The sequence below is a fragment of the Mameliella sp. AT18 genome, assembly GCF_028807275.1.
GTDB classification, from domain to species: Bacteria; Pseudomonadota; Alphaproteobacteria; order Rhodobacterales; family Rhodobacteraceae; genus Antarctobacter; species Antarctobacter albus.
The window spans coordinates 1-18,445 of sequence record NZ_JARAMO010000287.1; the positions used below are offsets into that span (position 1 = coordinate 1).

21 protein-coding genes and 1 tRNA gene are annotated in these 18,445 nt (G+C 64.3%); 8 read left to right on the forward strand and 14 right to left on the reverse strand.

The genetic code is table 11. The features are described 5' to 3' along the window. Positions 1-71 precede the first annotated feature (71 nt). The gene (locus PVW46_RS23400; protein ID WP_069209723.1) at positions 72-1,250 is read left to right on the forward strand and encodes a tyrosine-type recombinase/integrase; all 1,179 of its coding nucleotides are present in this window, start codon (positions 72-74) and stop codon (positions 1,248-1,250) included. Between the two features lie 66 nt (positions 1,251-1,316). On the opposite strand, the gene PVW46_RS23405 is transcribed toward PVW46_RS23400, so the two are convergent. Beyond that, positions 1,317-1,391 (reverse strand) — tRNA-Phe (locus PVW46_RS23405). A 135-nt stretch (positions 1,392-1,526) separates the two neighbouring features. Here PVW46_RS23405 and mnmH point away from each other — a divergent pair. Further along, entirely contained in the window at positions 1,527-2,585 is a 1,059-nt protein-coding gene (gene mnmH / locus PVW46_RS23410; RefSeq protein WP_069209722.1) for a tRNA 2-selenouridine(34) synthase MnmH, read from the forward strand. On the opposite strand, the gene selD is transcribed toward mnmH, so the two are convergent. From selD to PVW46_RS23460, 10 genes are read right to left on the reverse strand one after another with little or no spacing between them, the layout of a single operon-like run. Continuing rightward, positions 2,567-4,699, reverse strand: coding sequence for a selenide, water dikinase SelD (gene selD, locus PVW46_RS23415; RefSeq protein WP_069209721.1), 2,133 nt, complete (start codon positions 4,697-4,699; stop codon positions 2,567-2,569). The two genes, mnmH and selD, sit on opposite strands and share 19 nt — an antisense overlap. A 60-nt stretch (positions 4,700-4,759) precedes the next feature. Beyond that, positions 4,760-5,293, reverse strand: coding sequence for a chemotaxis protein CheD (locus PVW46_RS23420; RefSeq protein WP_043146075.1), 534 nt, complete (start codon positions 5,291-5,293; stop codon positions 4,760-4,762). Continuing rightward, a complete protein-coding gene (locus PVW46_RS23425; RefSeq protein ID WP_069209720.1) occupies positions 5,290-6,444 on the reverse strand; it encodes a CheB methylesterase domain-containing protein in 1,155 nt (384 codons plus the stop codon). Before PVW46_RS23425 ends, PVW46_RS23420 begins: the two co-directional genes overlap by 4 nt. A gap of 56 nt (positions 6,445-6,500) precedes the next feature. After that, positions 6,501-6,839: a DUF8776 family protein gene (locus PVW46_RS23430; RefSeq protein WP_052244827.1), complete on the reverse strand. Its 339-nt coding sequence runs from the start codon at positions 6,837-6,839 to the stop codon at positions 6,501-6,503. A gap of 17 nt (positions 6,840-6,856) precedes the next feature. Further along, the gene (locus tag PVW46_RS23435; RefSeq protein WP_043146077.1) at positions 6,857-7,243 is read right to left on the reverse strand and encodes a response regulator; all 387 of its coding nucleotides are present in this window, start codon (positions 7,241-7,243) and stop codon (positions 6,857-6,859) included. Between the two features lie 9 nt (positions 7,244-7,252). Continuing rightward, positions 7,253-8,134 carry a CheR family methyltransferase gene (locus tag PVW46_RS23440; protein ID WP_069209719.1) on the reverse strand — a complete coding sequence of 294 codons (882 nt, stop codon included), beginning with the start codon at positions 8,132-8,134 and terminating at the stop codon, positions 7,253-7,255. Next, entirely contained in the window at positions 8,131-8,598 is a 468-nt protein-coding gene (locus PVW46_RS23445) for a chemotaxis protein CheW (protein ID WP_043146079.1), read from the reverse strand. Before PVW46_RS23445 ends, PVW46_RS23440 begins: the two co-directional genes overlap by 4 nt. Continuing rightward, positions 8,591-10,708 (reverse strand): chemotaxis protein CheA, encoded by a 2,118-nt coding sequence (locus PVW46_RS23450; protein WP_069209718.1) that lies wholly within the window; start codon positions 10,706-10,708, stop codon positions 8,591-8,593. Before PVW46_RS23450 ends, PVW46_RS23445 begins: the two co-directional genes overlap by 8 nt. A 1-nt stretch (position 10,709) precedes the next feature. Further along, a complete protein-coding gene (locus PVW46_RS23455; protein ID WP_043146082.1) occupies positions 10,710-11,084 on the reverse strand; it encodes a response regulator in 375 nt (124 codons plus the stop codon). Beyond that, positions 11,081-11,365: an STAS domain-containing protein gene (locus tag PVW46_RS23460; RefSeq protein WP_043146084.1), complete on the reverse strand. Its 285-nt coding sequence runs from the start codon at positions 11,363-11,365 to the stop codon at positions 11,081-11,083. The genes PVW46_RS23455 and PVW46_RS23460 overlap by 4 nt, the downstream gene beginning before the upstream one ends. A 418-nt stretch (positions 11,366-11,783) precedes the next feature. Between PVW46_RS23460 and PVW46_RS23465 the strand changes: the two genes are divergently transcribed. Both PVW46_RS23465 and PVW46_RS23470 read left to right on the forward strand, forming a co-directional pair. Further along, complete coding sequence (locus PVW46_RS23465) at positions 11,784-12,245, forward strand: thiol-disulfide oxidoreductase DCC family protein (protein WP_043146087.1); 462 nt, start codon at positions 11,784-11,786, stop codon at positions 12,243-12,245. A 14-nt stretch (positions 12,246-12,259) separates the two neighbouring features. Further along, complete coding sequence (locus PVW46_RS23470; RefSeq protein ID WP_274577948.1) at positions 12,260-12,769, forward strand: DUF4166 domain-containing protein; 510 nt, start codon at positions 12,260-12,262, stop codon at positions 12,767-12,769. Here the strand turns inward: PVW46_RS23470 and PVW46_RS23475 are convergent. Continuing rightward, positions 12,736-13,275, reverse strand: a complete 540-nt coding sequence (locus tag PVW46_RS23475) for an HD domain-containing protein (protein ID WP_069209716.1) — start codon at positions 13,273-13,275, stop codon at positions 12,736-12,738. The genes PVW46_RS23470 and PVW46_RS23475 overlap by 34 nt on opposite strands. A 167-nt stretch (positions 13,276-13,442) precedes the next feature. Here PVW46_RS23475 and PVW46_RS23480 point away from each other — a divergent pair, with 167 nt between their 5' ends. The 4 genes from PVW46_RS23480 (at position 13,443) to PVW46_RS23495 (ending at position 15,481) form a co-directional block, all read left to right on the forward strand. Beyond that, positions 13,443-14,543 (forward strand): ABC transporter ATP-binding protein, encoded by a 1,101-nt coding sequence (locus PVW46_RS23480; protein WP_069209715.1) that lies wholly within the window; start codon positions 13,443-13,445, stop codon positions 14,541-14,543. Further along, positions 14,540-14,701 carry a hypothetical protein gene (locus PVW46_RS23485; RefSeq protein WP_274577942.1) on the forward strand — a complete coding sequence of 54 codons (162 nt, stop codon included), beginning with the start codon at positions 14,540-14,542 and terminating at the stop codon, positions 14,699-14,701. The genes PVW46_RS23480 and PVW46_RS23485 overlap by 4 nt, the downstream gene beginning before the upstream one ends. Before the next feature lie 65 nt (positions 14,702-14,766). Then, a complete protein-coding gene (locus PVW46_RS23490) occupies positions 14,767-14,973 on the forward strand; it encodes an ABC transporter permease subunit (protein ID WP_069209714.1) in 207 nt (68 codons plus the stop codon). A 313-nt stretch (positions 14,974-15,286) separates the two neighbouring features. Then, positions 15,287-15,481 (forward strand): hypothetical protein, encoded by a 195-nt coding sequence (locus PVW46_RS23495; protein ID WP_069209713.1) that lies wholly within the window; start codon positions 15,287-15,289, stop codon positions 15,479-15,481. A gap of 13 nt (positions 15,482-15,494) precedes the next feature. On the opposite strand, the gene PVW46_RS23500 is transcribed toward PVW46_RS23495, so the two are convergent. Both PVW46_RS23500 and PVW46_RS23505 read right to left on the reverse strand, forming a co-directional pair. Beyond that, positions 15,495-16,919 carry a C69 family dipeptidase gene (locus PVW46_RS23500; protein WP_069209712.1) on the reverse strand — a complete coding sequence of 475 codons (1,425 nt, stop codon included), beginning with the start codon at positions 16,917-16,919 and terminating at the stop codon, positions 15,495-15,497. Then, the coding region (locus PVW46_RS23505; protein ID WP_274577947.1) for an ABC transporter ATP-binding protein at positions 16,916-18,445 on the reverse strand (1,530 nt) is incomplete at its 5' end. The genes PVW46_RS23505 and PVW46_RS23500, both read right to left, overlap by 4 nt.

Genomic DNA, 18,445 nt, shown 5'->3' on the forward strand with positions numbered 1-18,445 from the left:
CAACCAAATCAATGGGTCCTGACCCTAAGCGAGACATTGACGAAGAAATTCCGTTTTAAGGGCGCGTTTTCATGGCAACCCGTTTTTCTAAACTGACACGTTCCGCAATCCGGTCCCTGAAGGTTGGTGAAAGCCTTACCGAACATGGCATAACGTTCCGTCGTGATGCCAACGGGGATGGCGTATACTCGGTCAACGTTATGGTCGACCGACGGCGCATTCATCGCGTGATCGGACGAGAGTCTGAGGGTGTGACGAGACAGCAGGCCGAAGATTTCATCGCTCAAGCCAGAACAGATGCAAGGCGTCAGCGTTTAGAGTTGCCCGACGGGCGCAAGACGCCACTGAGCTTCGAAGAAGCCGCCGACCGCTACGTTCAGAGGCTTCGGGATAGTGACGGAAAAAACATCGACATAAAAGAGCGTCAGCTACGGCAGCACTTGGTCCCGTTTCTTGCGACCAAGCCATTGAGTGCCATCGAGTCCTTCGACGTTGAACGCTACAAGAAGGCCCGCCGCTCCGCGGGTGCAGCAAAGGCTACCGTAAATCGGGAATTGGCCACACTTTCACACCTGCTGAACCAAGCCGTCGAGTGGAAGTGGATCAAGAGCAAGTCGGTCAGGATCAATCGCTTCAAAGAAGACAATCAGCGGATCGTGTACCTGACAGATGATCAATGCGTTGCGCTGCTGGACGCGGCAGCATCGGATCATAACGAAAACGTCCATGCCTTCGTCATGGTAGGTCTCCACACAGGGATGCGCCATGCGGAAATTCTCGCGATCAGTCGCGCAGATGTCGATGTCGGAAAGCGAGTGATCTGGATTCCGCAGGCGAAGGCTGGGTCACGTGAGCAACCCATCACGCGTGAACTGGCCGAGTATCTTGGAAAACGTATGGATATGTTGCCACCAGGCTGCGAATGGTTGTTCCCCTCTCCGGGAAGTGCCACAGGCCATGTCCACACGATCCGCAAGGCGTTTCGCCGCTCCGCCGAACGCGCTGGCCTCGATCCTGACCAGATCACCCCTCACACGCTTCGCCATACGGCGGTGACGCATCTGGTTCAGGCGGGCGTCGACCTGCCCACAGTCCAGCGCATTTCCGGTCACAAGACGTTGTCTATGGTTGCACGCTATGCGCACCAAAGCGGGTCGCACATCGAAGCGGCCATGGCTCGGCTGGAAGGGCGGGTCAGCGGCACCGACCAAGACAACATCCGCAAGCTAAAGCCGAAAAGTTCGGCCTGACTACACACGAATTACACGTGCACTTGAGTGCACCGAACTGACTGGCGGCTAATTCTTTGATTTTATTGGTGCCCGGGGGCGGAATCGAACCACCGACACGAGGATTTTCAATCCACTGCTCTACCCCTGAGCTACCCGGGCACGGGTGAAGCGATCGCTTCGGGTGGAGGCGGTTTAGCCGAGGTCCGACCCGGTGTCCAGCAGCTTTTGCAACAGAATTTCACCTCGCTGAATCCGGCCCTTCCAAAGCCTCAGCCGCCGCGATAAATCCACTCAATGACCTTGATACCAGACCGCCTGGAGAGCTTTCACGCGCACGGTTTCGATACCGTGATCGACGTCCGCAGCCCGGCGGAGTTCGAAGAAGATCGTATCCCGGGTGCAATGAATCTCCCCGTGCTCGACAACGAGGAACGTGCCCGCGTCGGGACGATCTACAAGCAGGATAGTCCCTTCAAGGCGCGTAAGCTGGGGGCGGCACTGGTCTTCCGCAATGCGGCCAACCACATCGAACGTCATCTCTCGCATCATGAGGGGGGCTGGCGGCCGTTGGTCTATTGCTGGCGCGGGGGGCAGCGGTCCGGCTCTTTCACCTGGATGCTGCGTGAGATCGGCTGGCGGGCCGAGGTGGTGCCGGGGGGGTACCGGACCTATCGTCGGCTTGTGACGGGTTATCTGTACGACACTCCGCTGCGGCATCACCTGGTCCAGTTGGGTGGGTATACCGGGACGGCCAAGACCGCGCTGCTGCCACGCCTGCAGGATCGCGGCGTGCAGATCCTGGATCTCGAAGGACTGGCGCGGCATCGGGGCTCGCTCTTGGGAGAGATGCCGGGGGGACAACCTGCCCAGAAGGGTTTCGAATCCGATCTTGCCCGGGCGCTATGTGCCCTTGATCCCGCGCGGCCCGTCGTTGTTGAGGCGGAAAGCAGCAAGATCGGGCAGATCAACCTGCCGCCGGCACTCTGGGACGCGATGAAAGTCGCGCCCTGGGTCGAGGTCTCTGCCCCGATCGCGGCGCGTGCGGAATACCTTGCACAGGCCTATGACGACATTCTGTCCGACGGGGTGCGGCTGCGCGAAAAGCTGACGCCGCTGCGCTATCACCGCGGGCACGAGGTCGTCGACCGGTGGGAGGCGATGATCGATGCGGGGGATCGCCTGGCCCTGTGCCGCGCTCTGGCCGAGGATCACTATGATCCGGCCTATCGCAGTTCCATGCGGGCACATGTCCCACAGGTTCTGCACCGCGAGGAGACGGTTTCGCTGGCCCCCAGTGCTTTGGACGCGCTGGCCGACCGTTTGGCGGCGCGGCTTCAGACGATCCGGATCTGACCGGCGCCCTCGGTGACGATGCCGATCCGCGCGGCTTCGTAGCCTGCGCCGTTCAGCGCCGCCAGGGGCTCTGTCCCATCGCCGGGCGCGGCCGCCAGCAGGCCGCCGGAGGTCTGGGGGTCGATCAGAAGATCGTGCAGGGCACTGTCCGCGAGGTCGGGGAAGGGCGCGCGATTGTCCGGGTAGAGGCTTGACCGGACGCCTTGGCGGGCAAGCTCCACGGCGCCTTTCATGAAAGGCACCGCCTCCAGCGTGATTTCCGCGCCGACGTTCGAATTCAGACAGATGTTGCGCAGGTGGCCCAGCAGGCCAAATCCGGTCACATCCGTCATGGCATGGGCGTCTTTCAGCAAGGTCGAGGCCTGCGCCTGCGACTGGACCATCCGGTGCAGGGCGGCAGCCACGTCTTCGCCGCGCGCAAGACCCGCCATTTCACCGGCCATGAGCACGCCGGACCCCAGCGGCTTGGTCAGGATCAATGCGTCGCCGGGGCGCGCGCCGGCAAGGCCGATTGCCGTTCCCTCGCAGGTGCCGGCGATGGTAAAACCGATGGTCAGTTCGGCGCCTTGCGACGTGTGGCCGCCGACGATCTCTGCCCCGGCGGCGCGCATGATTGCGCGGGCGGTTGTCATGATCTCGTCCAGGGTGCGGCTGGCCAGCCGTGGCGACATGCGGGGCAGGACAAGGCTGGTCAGAACGGCCTGCGGCTGGCCGCCCATTGCCCAGATGTCGCCAAGCGCATGCTGCGCGGCGATGCGCGTCATGGTGACGGGATCGGCGGTGATTTCGCGCAGGTGGTCGGTGCTGAAGACCAGTTCCGCACCGCCGATGCGGACCAGTGCCGCGTCGTCCCCGGGCAGGTTCGACGGACCCTCGCAAAGCGCTGCCATCAAGGCCCCCTGGCCCAGCTTGGCACCGCAGCCGCCGCACAGCACCTTGTCGCCCAGGTCCGCCGCACCGGCGGCACGCGGGTCCGGCAGCGCGGGCAATGCCATTTGTGGCAGGTCCTTGAGTTTGGACATGAATTTCCGGTCGATCCGGTCTTTCCATCTCCAGACCCAGGGGCCGGCAAAGCTCAGGCCGAACCGGTCGCCCAGAGCGGTTTTCTCGCCCATCGACACCAGCTTCAGATAATCCTTCTGCGGCTGAAAGCGCTTCATCGTCCCGGCTTCGCGCAGTGCCAAGTACAGGTTCTGTGCCAGCACCGGGGCCTGCCGCACGGCATAGACTCCGGCCTTGGGCCGCGGGGCAAATGGCATATGCGCACAATCCCCCGCTGCAAAGATGCGGGGGTCCGATGTGCGCAACTGCGGATCAATGCTCAGATAACCGTGCTGCTGCGCCAGTCCGGTTTCCGCAAGCCAGGGATGAGGACGGGCACCCGCAGCGCCGCAGACGAAGTCAGCCTCGATCTCATACCCATCCAGCGTCACCCCATCCGGCGTGATCGCCCGCACGTCGGCCCCTTCATGCAGCGTGACGCCTGCGCGTTCCAATGCCGCGCGCAGGCGTTTTGCCGAACGGTCGGGCAGGGCGGTCAGCACCGTGTCACGTTCGATCAGGTGCAGCTTTGCGGGCCGCTCGGCCTGTGACAATGCGTGACCCATCGCCAGGATCAATTCGGCGCCGGCGACCCCGCCGCCGATCATCGCCACGCTGGCCGGGCCGCTGGTCCGAAGGAAGCTCTGCCATGCGGCGGCGAACCGCTCCAGGGGCTTGGCCGGGATCGCATTTTCGGCAAACCCGGGTATTTCGGGCATGGCGGTTGTGATGCCGATGTCGATGCTGGCCAGATCAAAGGCGATCGGCGGGCGGGCCGCCACGTGCACCTCTCCACGGGACAGGTCGATGCCCTCGGCGGCGCCCAGGATCAGCCGGGTCCCGGCAAATCGTGCCAGCCGGACAAGATCGATCTCCAGCGCGTCGCGCGTGTAGTGTCCGGCAATATGTCCGGGCAGCATGCCGGAGTAGGCGGCGGTGGGGCCGGGATTGATCAGCGTCAGGCGTGCGCCCGGCAGCGGCTTCATGCCCCAGGACCGCAAGACCTGCGCGTGGCTGTGGCCGCCTCCGACCAGTACCAGATCGCGGGTAAACGGATGGGACGATGGTTGCATTCTGGTCTCCCCCGGCCTGCGGTACATGTCCGCGTGGCCGGGATAGCGCCGAAGTGCCCGTCAGAAAAGCGTGATCTCGTCCGTCTTCGGCCGGGGGATGGGGGCCGGTTTCTCCACCGGCAGCGACACGGCATCCGCAGAGACGAGAAGCTGGCGCACGCGGCCGGTGGTGGGCCAGAAGCGAATTCGGCGGGCCGAGGTGCCTCCGACGCTTTCGGCGATGCAGGGGATGCCCTCATCATTGAGGAAGCCGCGCGCGAACGCCGCGTTGGACGCGCCGATGTCGCGCAGGTTGCCCATCATGCTGGCCCCGCCAAAGACCTTGGCCTGTAGCCGGGCACGGTCGGCCCCGCGTCGCAACAGCCCGTTGATCAGCAGTTCCATCGCGTAGGCGCCATAGCGGACATTCGCCCCTTCGCCCCCGTCCCGCTTTGGCAGGAGAAAATGGTTGAGCCCGCCGACCTTGCGTTGGGGATCGAACATGCAGACCGCGATACAGGACCCCAGCACGGTCGTCAGGACAACCTGGGGACTGTCCGAGATCTCGAACTCTCCCTGGATGACATTTACCAGCTTCTCGGTTTGTGGCGTCATTTCTGGACTTCCCTGCCTGGGCCGACATTTGTCTTGCGACGGGCCAACAACGCCTCGGCGATTTTTTTCAGCGGAAGGACACGATCCACTCCACCCAGCTCGACGGCGGCACGGGGCATGCCGTAGACCACGCAACTGGCCTCGTCCTGTGCGAGCGTATGCGCGCCGGCAAGTCGAAGGGCCTTCATTCCATCCGCGCCGTCGCGGCCCATGCCCGTCAGCAAAGCGGCGGAGACCCTTGGCGCCACCGGCAGGGCCGAAAGGAACAGCCGGTCGACAGAGGGAACATGTCCGGCCACGGGCCCGTCGGCGACGGTCGTGACCCGGGTCGCGGCGCGCCCATCCAGAACCAGGTGCGCCCGTATTCCGGCGCCGACCAGAATCTGTCCCTGCCTCAGGGGCATGGGGCCATTCGCCAGAAGGACATTCGGCAGGCACTGGCGGTCCAGAAGGCTGGCCAGGCTTTCGCCAAAACCTGACCCTGTGTGCTGGACGACCAGGGTGGGTGGGCAATCCTGGGGAAAGCGGGTCAATACGGCCAGCAGTGCATCGACCCCCCCGGTGCTGGCCCCAATCAGGATGATGGGATCGCTACCCAGGGGGGGGCGTGGATCTGCCTGGGGCGCCCTGGACGTGCGCGTCAGATGGTTTTGTACCTTGACCGTGGTGATCAGGGGCCTTGTCGAATTGGTCGTCGGCGCGCCGCAGGCGAGATGGCTGTGGGGAGTTTCGGTCGGACGAGGCGGATTGGGTTTGGCAGCTGGTCGGGGGTTCAACCCGGTGCGCGTCAGGGCACGGAGTTGTCGCTCATAAACCTCGTCAGGCGCATCTGTCGGGATCGAAAACAGATCGGATCGAGGACTGCCGCCCACGGCGGGTCGGCGCAGTCTCCGGTTGGGCACCGTTACCACCAGCCAACGGATATCCAGCGTCGAGAACAGCGCGCGCATCACTTCGAACTCGGCAAGGCCGGCCAGGACATCCGCGATGAGAACGGCCTTCGGCAACCGTTCCTCGACCACATTATAGGTGTTCATGAGGTCGCCGGTTTGGGCGATGACCTCGAACTCGCTCATACGATCCACGACAAGGCCCAGCCGCTTGCGCTGTGCGGCGTCCGGCGTGGCGATGACGACACTCTTGACCGACATGGTTCAGACCCAGTCCATACGGGGCCCATGTCGCCAGCGACACGCGGCCCGTTTCATCAGAACAGTTCCGCGTGGCCGCCGTTTGCGGCGGAATTTACCTGACCGCCCAGCCGGCAGGCCATGTCGCGCAAGGGGATTGCGGTCAGGGCTTCGCTGACATTGACCATGCCATTGGCGTCGGTCGCGGTCGAAATCTGGTCGAGGTAGTCCGCAAGCGCGCCGATCGACTGTCGCAACATGTCCAGTTCCTGGAGCATGCCGATCGACTTCGTATCGAACGCGTGTGTGGAATGGCTTATCACCGCGTCCAGCCCGTGTTCGAGCCGTTCCAGGCGTGCGTGCAGGCCCTCCAATTCGTCCGAGGCTCGCCGGGTGGCGAGTCTCAGGGGCAGCACGGTGTCCTTTCCCCTGCTCATAGGCGACCGACCACGCTTTCGATGCACTGTTTCATCGAGGCCGAGGTAAAGGGTTTCTTGATCATGTTGTTGAGACCCAGCCGCTTGGCTTCTGCCACGATCTCGGGCGTCGGGCGGCCGGTGACGAGGATGAAGCCCATCTTCTTCAGCGCCTGATGGCCGCGCACCGCCTTGAGCAGCCCAAGGCCATCCAACCCGGGCATGTTGTAGTCAGACAGCACCAGGTGCACCGGGCTGGCCGCCATGCGTTCGAGGGCAGCGCGCCCGTCGTTTTCGGTGATGTAGTTTTTTACCCCGATGTCATCGAGGGCCTGGGTGATCAGGCCGCGGCTTGTCGCCATGTCGTCGACGACCATGACCCTGAGAGAATCCTTCATTCCCATCTTGCTCTCCTATTGCAGCGCGGGAGGCACGTTGGTGCGTGCTTTGCGGTAACTCGTGATCCCGAACCCGGTGAGGGTCTTCAGGGCCTGGCCTGTCACCCGTTCGGAATGTCCGATGAACAAGAGCCCATCGGGGTTCAGCATGGCGCTGAAGCGTTGCCAGAGGCGCCTTTGCGTCTCCTGGTCGAAATAGATCGCGACATTGCGGCAGAAGATCGCGTCGAATGGGCCACGGAAGGGCCACTCCACCATGAGGTTCAACTCGTTGAAGGTGATCAGGTCTTTCAAAGCCTGCGTCACGCCGTATGTCTTGCCGCTCGCATCGGTTGCCTTTGTCCATTTGCCGCGCATCGGCGCGGGTATTCCGGCGACATCCTCGACCGAGTAGACCCCGTCCCGGGCCTTGTGCACGATCTTTGGGTCGATATCGGTCGCAAGGATACGCAGATCCTTGCGCGCGGCCTCCGGCACGGCCTCGAGCACGGTCATGGCGATGGAATAGGGCTCTTGGCCAGAGGAGCAGCCGGCAGACCAGATCCGCACCCTTTGACCGGAGCTTGCGCGCTCTGCCAAACCCTCTGCCAGCCGCTGTGTCAGCGTATCGAAGTGGTGTTTCTCGCGGAAGAAACTGGTGACATTAGTGGTCAGGGCCGAGATCAGTTCTAGGCGTTCGGCCTCTTCCTCGCTGCGTTCGAGCAGCGCCAGGTAGTCGGTGAAGCTCCCGACTTGCCGGGACTTGAGGCGCCGCGACAGCCGCGAGTAGACCAGCGGCTTCTTGCTCTCGGCAAGGCTGAGGCCGAACCGTTGCTGGGCAAGCTGCGCGATGGCGCGGAAATCCGCATCGCTGAAGGGGATGTCGCGCGTGAAGGCGCCCGGCGGAGAGCTTGTCATGCAGGCAATCCCTTGCCGCTTTCGACAACCGCGCCAAGGTTGACAACGCGCACCATCGTATCGTCGACCGAGATCATGCCCTGGATGCTGTTGCGCGTCGCTTCGGACTTGATATCCGGGGTTTCCTGGATCTCGCTCTTGTCGACCGACAGGATCTCGGACACCGACTCGACCAGCAGGCCGATGGTCGCGCCGTCGACGGCGGCCACGATCACGACGTTGCGTTCGTTCGCCGGTGTGGCGCCCAGACCGAAACGCGCGGAGAGGTCGAAGATCGGGATCACGGCGCCGCGCAGGTTCATCACGCCCAGCACATCGGCCGGTGTGTGGGGCAGGGCGGTCACCGGGGTCCATCGGCGGATTTCACGGATCTGCGTTATCTCTAGGCAGTAGCTTTGACCGCCTGCCGAGAAGGTGATGAATTCGAACTGCGTATCCGCATGCGCTTCCGCGGTCTCAGCCATGACGAAGCTCCATTCTGCTGTGCTGTGCAAAGGGATCGTTGCCCGAGGCATGTGCGAGATTGATCAGCTCTTCGGGATCGAGGATCAGGGCGATCTTGCCATCGCCCAGGATGGTTGCCGCCGAGACGCCCCGGATGGCGGCATAGTTGCTTTCCAGGCTCTTGATCACCACCTGGCGCTGGTCGTGGATCGCGGTCACCCTCAGGGCGGTCAATCCCTGCAGTTCGGTGCTGACCAGAAGGAGAATACCGGCGCCGGCGGTGTCGTCATGTCGTGAGAGGCCGAGGTTGTCGGCCACGTCCACGATCGGAACATACGAGCCGCGCACGCTGACCACCTGGCTGTCAGTGCCGACGACGTGGATGTCGCGTGGGTTTGGCCTTATAGTCTCGAGGATCGAGGAAATCGGGATGACCATCGTCTGATCGGCCACCGAGATCACGAAACCGTCCATCACGGCCAGCGTCAACGGCAGGACGATGGCAAAGGTCGTGCCTTTGCCCGGGGTCGAAGTGATCGAAACCCGCCCGCCAAGCGCATGTACCGCGTTCTTGACCACGTCCATGCCGACGCCGCGCCCTGAAAGGGCCGAGACCTCGCCAGCGGTGGAAAACCCGGGCAGGAACAGAAGGTTGTCGATTTCCGGGTCCGAAAGCTCCACGTCCGGGGGCACAAGGCCTTTCTCGATGGCCTTGGCCAGGATCCGCTCGCGGTTCAGCCCGGCACCATCGTCAGATATCTCGATGAAGACGCTGCCTGATCGGTGCGAGGCCGAAAGTCGAATTGTGCCCACCGGGTCCTTTCCGGCGGAGTCCCTGCCATCGGGTTTTTCCAGCCCGTGGTCGACCGCGTTGCGGACCATGTGGGTCAGCGGATCGGCCAGGCGTTCGATCACGGTCTTGTCGACCTCGGTCGAGTCGCCCACGGTCACCATCTTGGCTTTCTTGCCGGTGGCGTCCGAGGCCTCGCGCACGATCCGCGACATGCGTTGGAACAGTGGTTTGACCGGTTGCGCGCGGATGGCCATGACGCCTTCCTGGATGTCGCGGGCCAACAGTTTGTAGGCCTCCAGTTCGTTGGTCAGATGCGCGACTGTCGGCAGGTCCAGTTCCTCGATCCTCTGAGAGATCATCGCCTGGTTGATGATCAGTTCCCCCACGGTGTTGATCAGTCGGTCGACCCGGTCCAGGTCGACCCTGAGGGTGGGTTTGGGTCCGCGCGGTTCCTTGCGTCGCTCACGGGGCGGACCTTCATAGGGAGGGTCCTCGTCTTGCGGTTCCGCTGCCTCGATTTCAGCTATGGGCTCTTCGGTGCCGGTCGACGGCTCCGGATCCAAAGGGGCGGTCAAAGGCCCCTCCTCGGGCCCGGTCGTGACGGAAATATCCAGATCGCACAGACCTTCGACAAATTCGAAAACCTCGTGCAGCGTGGTTTCCGGTTCGCTGCTGGCCAGCCGCATGTGCCAGGACAGGAAAGCGTCCGCGGGATCGAAGGCATCGAACTCGGGGATGCGGCTGATGTCGGCCTCGACCGTCAGTTCGCCCAGGTCGGCAAGGGCGTCGAGGATCAGCAGGGGTTCATGGCCGTTCTCGTAGAGCGCGCGGCTTGGTTCGAAACGGATATCGAAGACCCGCATGGCACTGCTGTCGTCCTCGGAGGGCAATTCGATCGCGGGGCCGTCGAAATCCAGCGTGACGGCGTCAAAGCTGAACTCTTCGGCCGCAGCCTCGTCGCCGAGGTAACTGTCGAGCTCTCCGATCAGGCCGGACTCGGCCTCGTCGTCCAGATGGGTTTCGTCACGTGCGGATTCGACGAGGTCGGAAAGATGGTCGCCCGCGCGGTGAAACAGGTTCATCAGCTTTTCGTCGACCGCCAGATCGCGGTCGCGGACCTTGTCCATCACCGTTTCAAAGGAGTGGGCGAAAGACACCAGCCGGTCGAGGGCAAAGGCCCCTGCGCCCCCCTTGATCGAATGCACGGAACGGAAGACGGCGTTCACCACCTCCATGTCGTCGGGGGCCTGCTCCATCTGGGACAGCCCTTCGACAAGGGCCTCCAGCAGTTCTTCGCATTCCTCGAAGAATGTATCTCTGATCGAATTTCCAGACATCTCAGCTCACATGCCCCGTCAAGCGCCGCAGGACGGACACCAGAGAGGCGTCGTCGAAGGGTTTCACGATCCAGCCGGTCGCCCCGGCGTTGCGGGCGCGGGACTTCAGCTCGTCCGAGCTTTCGGTGGTCAGGACCAGGATCGGCACGTTGGTCCGGTTGGGACCGCCGCGCAGGCTGTCGATCACGCCGAACCCGTCCATCTTGGGCATGTTGATATCCGTGATGACCACGTCCGGATCCACGTCGGGGAAGATGTCGACACCCTCCTGGCCGTCACAGGCAGAGTGAAACTCGAACCCCGCGCCTTCGAGAGAGACGCGCAGAAGATTGCGGATCGTTCGCGAGTCGTCGATTGCCAGGACTTTGGTCGTCATTGCAGCGGTTCCTTGTCGAAATGGTCGGGAGAGAGACCGAGCCTTTCGAGTCCCTCGCGAAAGCTTGGCGCCATGTCGGTGATGTCGAACGGGATGCCGTCCGTTTCCCATTGTTTCCGCGCGACCAGCAGCAGTTGCAGCCGGTGAGAGTCGAGCCGGTTGACCTCGCGCGCCGATATCGTGACCGGCATGCGCCGGGCGTTCAGCAGAAAGGCGACAAGAGGGTCTTCACCGGAGCGGGCCCGGGCCGGACCGAGGGCGTGGAAACTGATGTCTGACATCGTGGGTATGCATCCTTCGTGGCACGGGTGTGGGCCTTGAAACGGCACATCTGACACTCGGCAGGAATAAGGATGCTGCCTTAACAAAGGGTTCCAATCTCCCGTGGCGGCCGCGCGACCATCGGGCCGACGCGACGCGGGACCGTGCAATTTCATGGACGAGGAAGGCAACTGATTGAAATAACGAAAAGAAAATTGGCACACGCAACTTGATCGCGGAAGATGCCCTGCGTCGCCTTAAAACCGACAATTCGAGCCATCCGCCCGCTGTTCGATGTCGACCCGTTTTGCACATGGCCCGGCGATGTAGTCCCGGCCAGTCAAAGCGCGTCAGGCCCTTGCCCGCCGTACAGGGCGCCGGGGTCTTTTGTTTTGCCGCGCCGCGAGGCACCTTGTAACGGTCCAAAGGAGGCCCCAGATGCGTCTTGCCAGTTTGCCCCCCTATTCCTGGCGCGCCGATCCGCGTGTTCCGGTCTTTGACGAGACCCGTATCCTTGTGGTGATGGACGGGGACTGCGGGCTCTGCTCGGCGACCGCGCGGCGCATAGCGCGGCTCGACAAGGCGGACCGGGTCCGCATCTGTACGACCCAGACCACGCTGGGGCAGGGGCTGATGCGCCATTTCGGCCTTGATCCGGACAACCCCGACAGCTGGCTCATGGTGCAGGACGGTCGGGCCCGGGCCGGTTTGGACGGGGCGATACAGTTGTTTCCGCAGCTTCATGCGGGCTATGCGCCGCTCAAGGCCCTGTGCCTGCTGCCCGCGCCGCTGCGCGATTGGCTCTATGCCCGTGTTGCCCGCAATCGGTATCGCATTTTCGGCCGCGGACAGGTCTGTGCCTTGCCGGACGAGGCCCTGCGCCGAAAGCTGATCGGGTGACGCCCTATGCGCGAGTGCTGGGGGCGGACCTGGACCGTCTGCCAACGCCCTGCCAGGCTTTGCACCGTGCATTCGGCCGTTTCGAAGGGCGGATCACCGTCGAGCCGGCGCCGTTTCTGGTATTGCGTATGCTTGCGCGGCTGATGGGGCTGCCCGCGGCGACCCCCAATGCCCCTTTGGTGCTGGAAACAGCGCCCACCGAAAAAGGGGCTTGTTGGACACGCAGGATCGGGCCTCAGTGCATGATGTCACAACAGCGCGCCATGCCGGATGGCACATTGGCCGAACAGCTTGGCCCGGTGACATTGGCGGCCAGGCTGGTGCCCGATGGCGCGGGGCTGCGCCTGGAAACCGCTTGGGTGCGCTTTCTGGGCCTGCGATTGCCGCGCTTCTTCTGGCCGGGGATGCAGGCGCGGGAATGGGCCGAAAGCGGGCTCTATCGGTTCGAGATCGACATCAGGCTGCCGGTTCTGGGTACGCGGCTGATCGCCTATTCCGGCTGGCTCGATCCGTTGGCATCCTGATCGCCTGTACGCCGGTCCAGTTCCTCGAACAGGCGCTGTTTCGCGGCAAGATAGCGCGCACCCAGGCTGGCGGCCTTGTTTCCCGGCAATTGTGCCAGCCGGTCGGGATCGGAATTATCGCTCAGATCGGCCAGTTTGACCCGGATGGCCGAGATAGTGCCCTCGCGCGCCAATCGCTCGATCCGCTGTGCATAGGTCATCTCCGGGTCTGGCGATTTCGTCACCGCCTGGACCGTGGCGATCACCTCGGGCGCATAGCCTCGCGCGGCAAGATCTGCCGCTGTGACCTTCGTGTCCTCAAGCACATCATGCAGCCAGGCGGCATGGCGCTCGACGGTGCTGGCATCCGGGAACAGCCGCAGCAGATGGCGCGACACCCGGACGAGGTGTCCGACGTAGGGCTGGCCGGCCTTGTCCTGCTGCGTTGCGTGCCAATGCCCGGCCCAGGCGGCGCTTTCCTCCAGCGAGGGGTGCTGTTGACAATCCGATCTGCGTGACGTGGCCATCCAGCGTCCTCCAATGGCGGGGCTTGCCGCGGCTTGTGCCCCACTGCCGGGGCCAAGTCCGCGTCCCTTGCCGAAATCTTGGCCTGCAAACGTGGGCGATGCAACTTGCACGCGGTTGTCACATTGCCCCGCTATGCCGGGGTTGCAGGGCGAGCAGGAGGCCATGAATGCACGGCAGGGATGTGCACCTTGAAAGCGTCTCAATCACCTTTCCGAACGGGATCACGGCGGTGCAGCCTACCGATATGTCCATCGAAGCCGGCGAGTTCTTTTCGATTCTCGGCCCCTCGGGCTGTGGCAAGACGACGATTCTGCGCACCATCGCCGGGCTCGTGGCCCCCGGCGCCGGTCGTGTCCTGATCGGGGGAGAGGACATGGGACGGCAAAGCCCCGGTGACCGGCCCACGGCCCTGATCTTTCAGACCCTCGCGCTGTTTCCAGGAATGAGCCTGCGCGACAACGTGGCCTTCGGGCTGGAAGCGCGAGGGATGCCGCGCCGCAAGCGTCATGCCCGGGCCGAGGATCTGCTGCACCTGATGGGGTTGGATGACAAGGCGGACAAGAAACCTGCCGAATTGTCCGGAAGCCAACCTCTGCGCGTCGCCATCGCCCGCGCCCTGGCCGTCGAGCCCGCAGTGATGTTGCTGGACGAACCTCTTTCGGGACTGGATCGCACGCTGCGCCGCGACATGCGGGCCGAGTTGCGCGAGACCCAGAAACGGACCGACATCACCTTCATCTATGCCACCCGTGACCCGGGCGATGCATTGGTTATGTCCGATCGTATCTCGGTGATGAACCGGGGACGGATAGAGCAGGTGGGATCGTCGGACGCCATCTATTCCAACCCCAAGACAGCCTTCGCTGCCAGTTTCGTGGGCGAGGCAAACCGGCTGCCGGGCCGCGTGACCGATGCTGCCGCAGGGCTTGCCACGATCGAGACCGGGCTGGGCCGGTTCCGCGCCCGCAACCCCTCGCAACTGGATGCGGGCGCGCGGGGGATCCTCTTTGTCCGCCCCGAGGCGATGGAGCTGAACCGCAATGACAACGCGGTCAGCGCCGATCTTGTTCGCCGGGACCTCGAAGGCCCTTTCGTGACCCTGCATTTTCAGGCCGGCGGTCAATGTCTCTCGGTCTGTCAGAGCACTCCCGGCGAAACCGCCTTGCCGATGGGGGGCAGTGCCAGCCTCGGTTTCGATCCCACGGCGGCGCTGATCCTGCCGGCGGGAGAACTCTTTGACGCCGGACACGGGATTGCGGCGGAATGAACAGACTGCTGCGCGGCGTCGGCCCGGCCCTGACGCCCCTCTGGGCCCCTGTCGTGACCGTCTGGGTGGGACGGCTCATCGTGGCGCTGCAACTGATCTTGCTGGGCCGGTCGCTGGCGTCTGCGCCAGTGCAGGACAGCAGCCATCCAGCTATCTAGGAAGCACACCCCCCGGCCTGACCATCCGTAACTTCGCGGCCTTGATACAGCCCGAACGACTTGCGATGACATCCGAAACCCGGGATCTGAAAGAGGCGGCGCTGGATCTTGGCGCGTCGCATCTGCGGGTGTTCTTTCGCATCACCCCGCCGTTTCTGGCGCCCGCGCTGGCCGTGGGGACGGCGATTGCCGGCATGGCTTCGATGGAAAGCTACACGCCCACGATGTTTGCAAAGGGGGCTGCACGCCGGCGACAGAGATCGGCGAGATGACACGCCGCCCGGGCGGGCCCTTGCCGGGGGGAGATGCCTTGGGAACGGTCATCCTCATGTTGACCGCCGGATTTTCCGCGCCCATTCAGTCTTGTGGCATCGTGAGAGCATTTGATCTGCGAAACTCGCCCGGTGTCGTGATCCGTCGTTTCCAGGCAGGGCATTGTTGCAGGCGCCTTGCCCGTTTGGCGGGCAATTGCGTCAGCCATGCTGCGATGCAGCTTGGATGTGATGCGTGCTGCGCCGGGCCTGTGGCAGTGTGGGGCCACCAAGGGGGAGGAGACCAACCGCACAAACGCGAAGGAGTCCTCCCATGTGCCTGACCGCCGAAGCTCTGGCCCTGTTCCTCAACCTGCTTGCCCCGCAGATCATCGAAAGCAGCCCCGGACGTTATGTCGTCAATTCAACCGACCGCGAGGCCCATTGGGTCGCGGTCGGGGACAGGTGGTGCACGATGGCGCCACAGATCGACCGGATGAAACGCTTCGCGTCCCTGCGCGCGGACTGACCCACGCCCATTGTTACCAGAGCTGCGCAGGGGCCAGCGGCTTGCCGTTGCGGTTCAGGGCGTCGCGCATCCGCAGCCTTGCGTGGCCAGCAGCGACAAGCGCGCGGCAATCCTCCAGCCCGGCAGCCAGCCAGGCGGCGCTTTCCCGCGTCAGCACCCGGCGGGCAAGGCCGGCTTCGCCCGCGTCCAGCAGGATCTCGGCACTGCGCAGCACCTCCGGCAGCTGTTCCGCCAGTCGCGCCTCCATCAGGCGCCAGTGATCCCAGACCTCACGCAGCAATGCTTCGTCCTGGAAGGCAAGGTGCATCAGGCGCTTGAACTGGTAGACCGCGCTGTCGGCAACCTCGATCCCCTGCGGCACATGGCTGACGGTATCGGGGTCCTTGTCCTCCTTGCGGCGGTCGAGAAAGCGGTGCGCCTCGCCCGTGGTCAGGTAGCGATGCTGGGCGTATTCGTCTGGCACCTCTGTCTGGCCAAGGAAGACCGGCACCAGCGGTGCCGTCACCGGGCCGACCGGCGCATGCCACATCATCCGCAAGTCCGGATGCGCAGGGTGGACCAGCGGCACCACCTGCCCATAGCCCGCCGTATCGCCGGTCAGGACTTCTGTCTGGATCGCCCAGCAGACATCCGCGAAGGTGATCGGCCCGGCCTCTGCCCGCTTGCGCATCTCTGCCTCGACCCAGGCCATGCCCGCCCAGGGGCCCTTGCCGTCGCCGTAGATGGCGTTGACGTCAAAGGGGGCGCCGGAGGCCTGATCGTACCAGCCCAGGTCGACAGCAGTCCGGATGAAGTGATCCGGGTAGAGAAATGTCTCGTCCGGCTGCAATGGCACCACGCCGACATAGCCGGGGCGAGAGGCACGGATGTCGTCTGCCCCCAGCCGCTCCGCCACCCAGAGCCCCTTGCCGCCCGAGAACTGGATCACCACCCAGGCCTCCTCCGGGTCTGCGATGATATGCGAATTTCCGCCGTAGCAGGAGTAGCCGTGCTCGGCGATCAGCGCCGCCATGATCTCGACCCCTTCACGGGCGGTGCGGGCGCGCTCGATCACGATGCGGGCGAGGTCGGAATAGTTGGGGCCGGTCTGGTCCTGCGGCGTCATCTCGATCAACGCATCGCAGGAGGTCGACCAGATGTCGCGCACCGCCACACCGTGTTCGTTCAGCCCGCCGTTGGTGATCGGCGCGGGCACGCCCAGGTAATAGCTGTAGCTGACGCGCAGGTGGCGGGCGGTCTGCGGGGCCTGCGGGATCTGTGTCCGGTGGCCCGGCATGTCGCTGTCCGGGCCGACCCCCACGGTGATGGTGCTGCCCGGCGCATGGTCTGCGCGGTCCACGATTTCCAGCCAGTGGCTGGAGGGCTCGTCACCGTATCCGGCCAGCCATGCATGTCCGTCGGCCGTCAGGTTGCGGCCGATGTAGATCCCGTAACTCATGCGGTCTCCGTCAGGTCAGAAGTTGTGCGCAGGGGAAACAGGCAGGCATGCCTGTGGTCCGGCGCGATATGAATGTGTTCAGGTTTCGCCCGGCGGCAGGCCTCCTGTGCCAGCGGGCAGCGGGAGGCGAAATCACAGCCCTTGGGGCGGCGCAACAGGCTGGGCACCTCGCCTTCGATCGTGGCCGAAGGCGGGCGCCTGCGGTCCGGGTCGGGTTGCGGGACACCCTCGACCAGGGCGCGGGTATAGGGATGTGCGGGCCGGGCGAAAACCTCGGCCGCCGGGCCGTCCTCGACGATGCGGCCAAGGTACATGATGGCAATGCGGTCGGCGATGTGGCGCACCACCGGCAGGTTGTGCGTGATGATGAGGTAACTCAGCCCGTGTTCCGCCTGCAGGTCGGCCATCAGGTTCAGGATTTCGCCCTGCACCGAGACGTCCAGCCCTGCCGTCGGTTCGTCGGCCACGATCAGGCGCGGGTTCAGCGCCAGCGCGCGGGCCACGCCCACCCGCCGGGCCTGTCCGCCCGACAGTTCGTGCGGGTATCGCGACAGGAAACTGCGCGGCAGGCGCACCATATCGGCCAGCCGTTCGGCCTCGGCATCCAGGTCGCGCCCTTGGGCGCCGTGGATCACCAGCGGTTCGGTGATCAGCGCCCGCACGGATTTCCGCGGCGACAATGAGCCGACAGGGTCCTGGAACATCATCGCCATGTCCCGGCGCAGCGGCTTGAACCGCGCTTCGGCCATGCCGGCGATCTCTTGCCCGTCGAACCGCACGGACCCGCCGGAGGCGCCCTGCAGATTGAGGATCGTGCGCCCCAGTGTCGTCTTGCCGGAACCGCTTTCACCCACAAGGGCCAGCGTCTCGCCGGGCTGAAGGTCCAGGCTGACGTCCAGCACCGCGTCGACGAAGGGGTCGGAAACGCCGTTCATCCGCGCCTTGAGCGGCCCCATCGTGCGAAAGCGGACATTTAGGTCATGAACGTCCAACAGCGGTGGCGCGTCGTTGCGCACCTTGGCCGGGGCAAGCCCGCCAAGATCGCGGCCGACCGTGACAACATCGGCGGGCGGCGGCCAGGAGGCATCGGCAAGAGGCCCCTCCAGCAAGTGACAGCGCGCCATGCCACCGCCACGCGCCACCTGCGGCGGGGCGACCCTGGCGCAATCCGGCATCGCCTTCTGGCAACGGTCGGCAAAGATGCAGCCCGACAACGGGCGGGTCAGGTCGGGAATGTCACCCGGGATTACCGGCAGCTTGCGGGAAACCTCGGCGATCCGCGCCGGGTCGCATTCCAGCAGCGCCCGCGTGTAGGGGTGACGCGCGTTGTGAAAGATGTCGTGGACCTCGCCGGTCTCGACCACTTCGCCCGCGTACATCACCACCACGTCGTCACACATCTCGGCAATGAGCCCAAGGTTGTGCGAGACGACGACGATGGTGGTATCGAAATCGTCGCGCAGGCCCCGCATCAGCCCGATCATCTGCGCTTCCATCGTGACGTCCAGCGCCGTGGTCGGCTCATC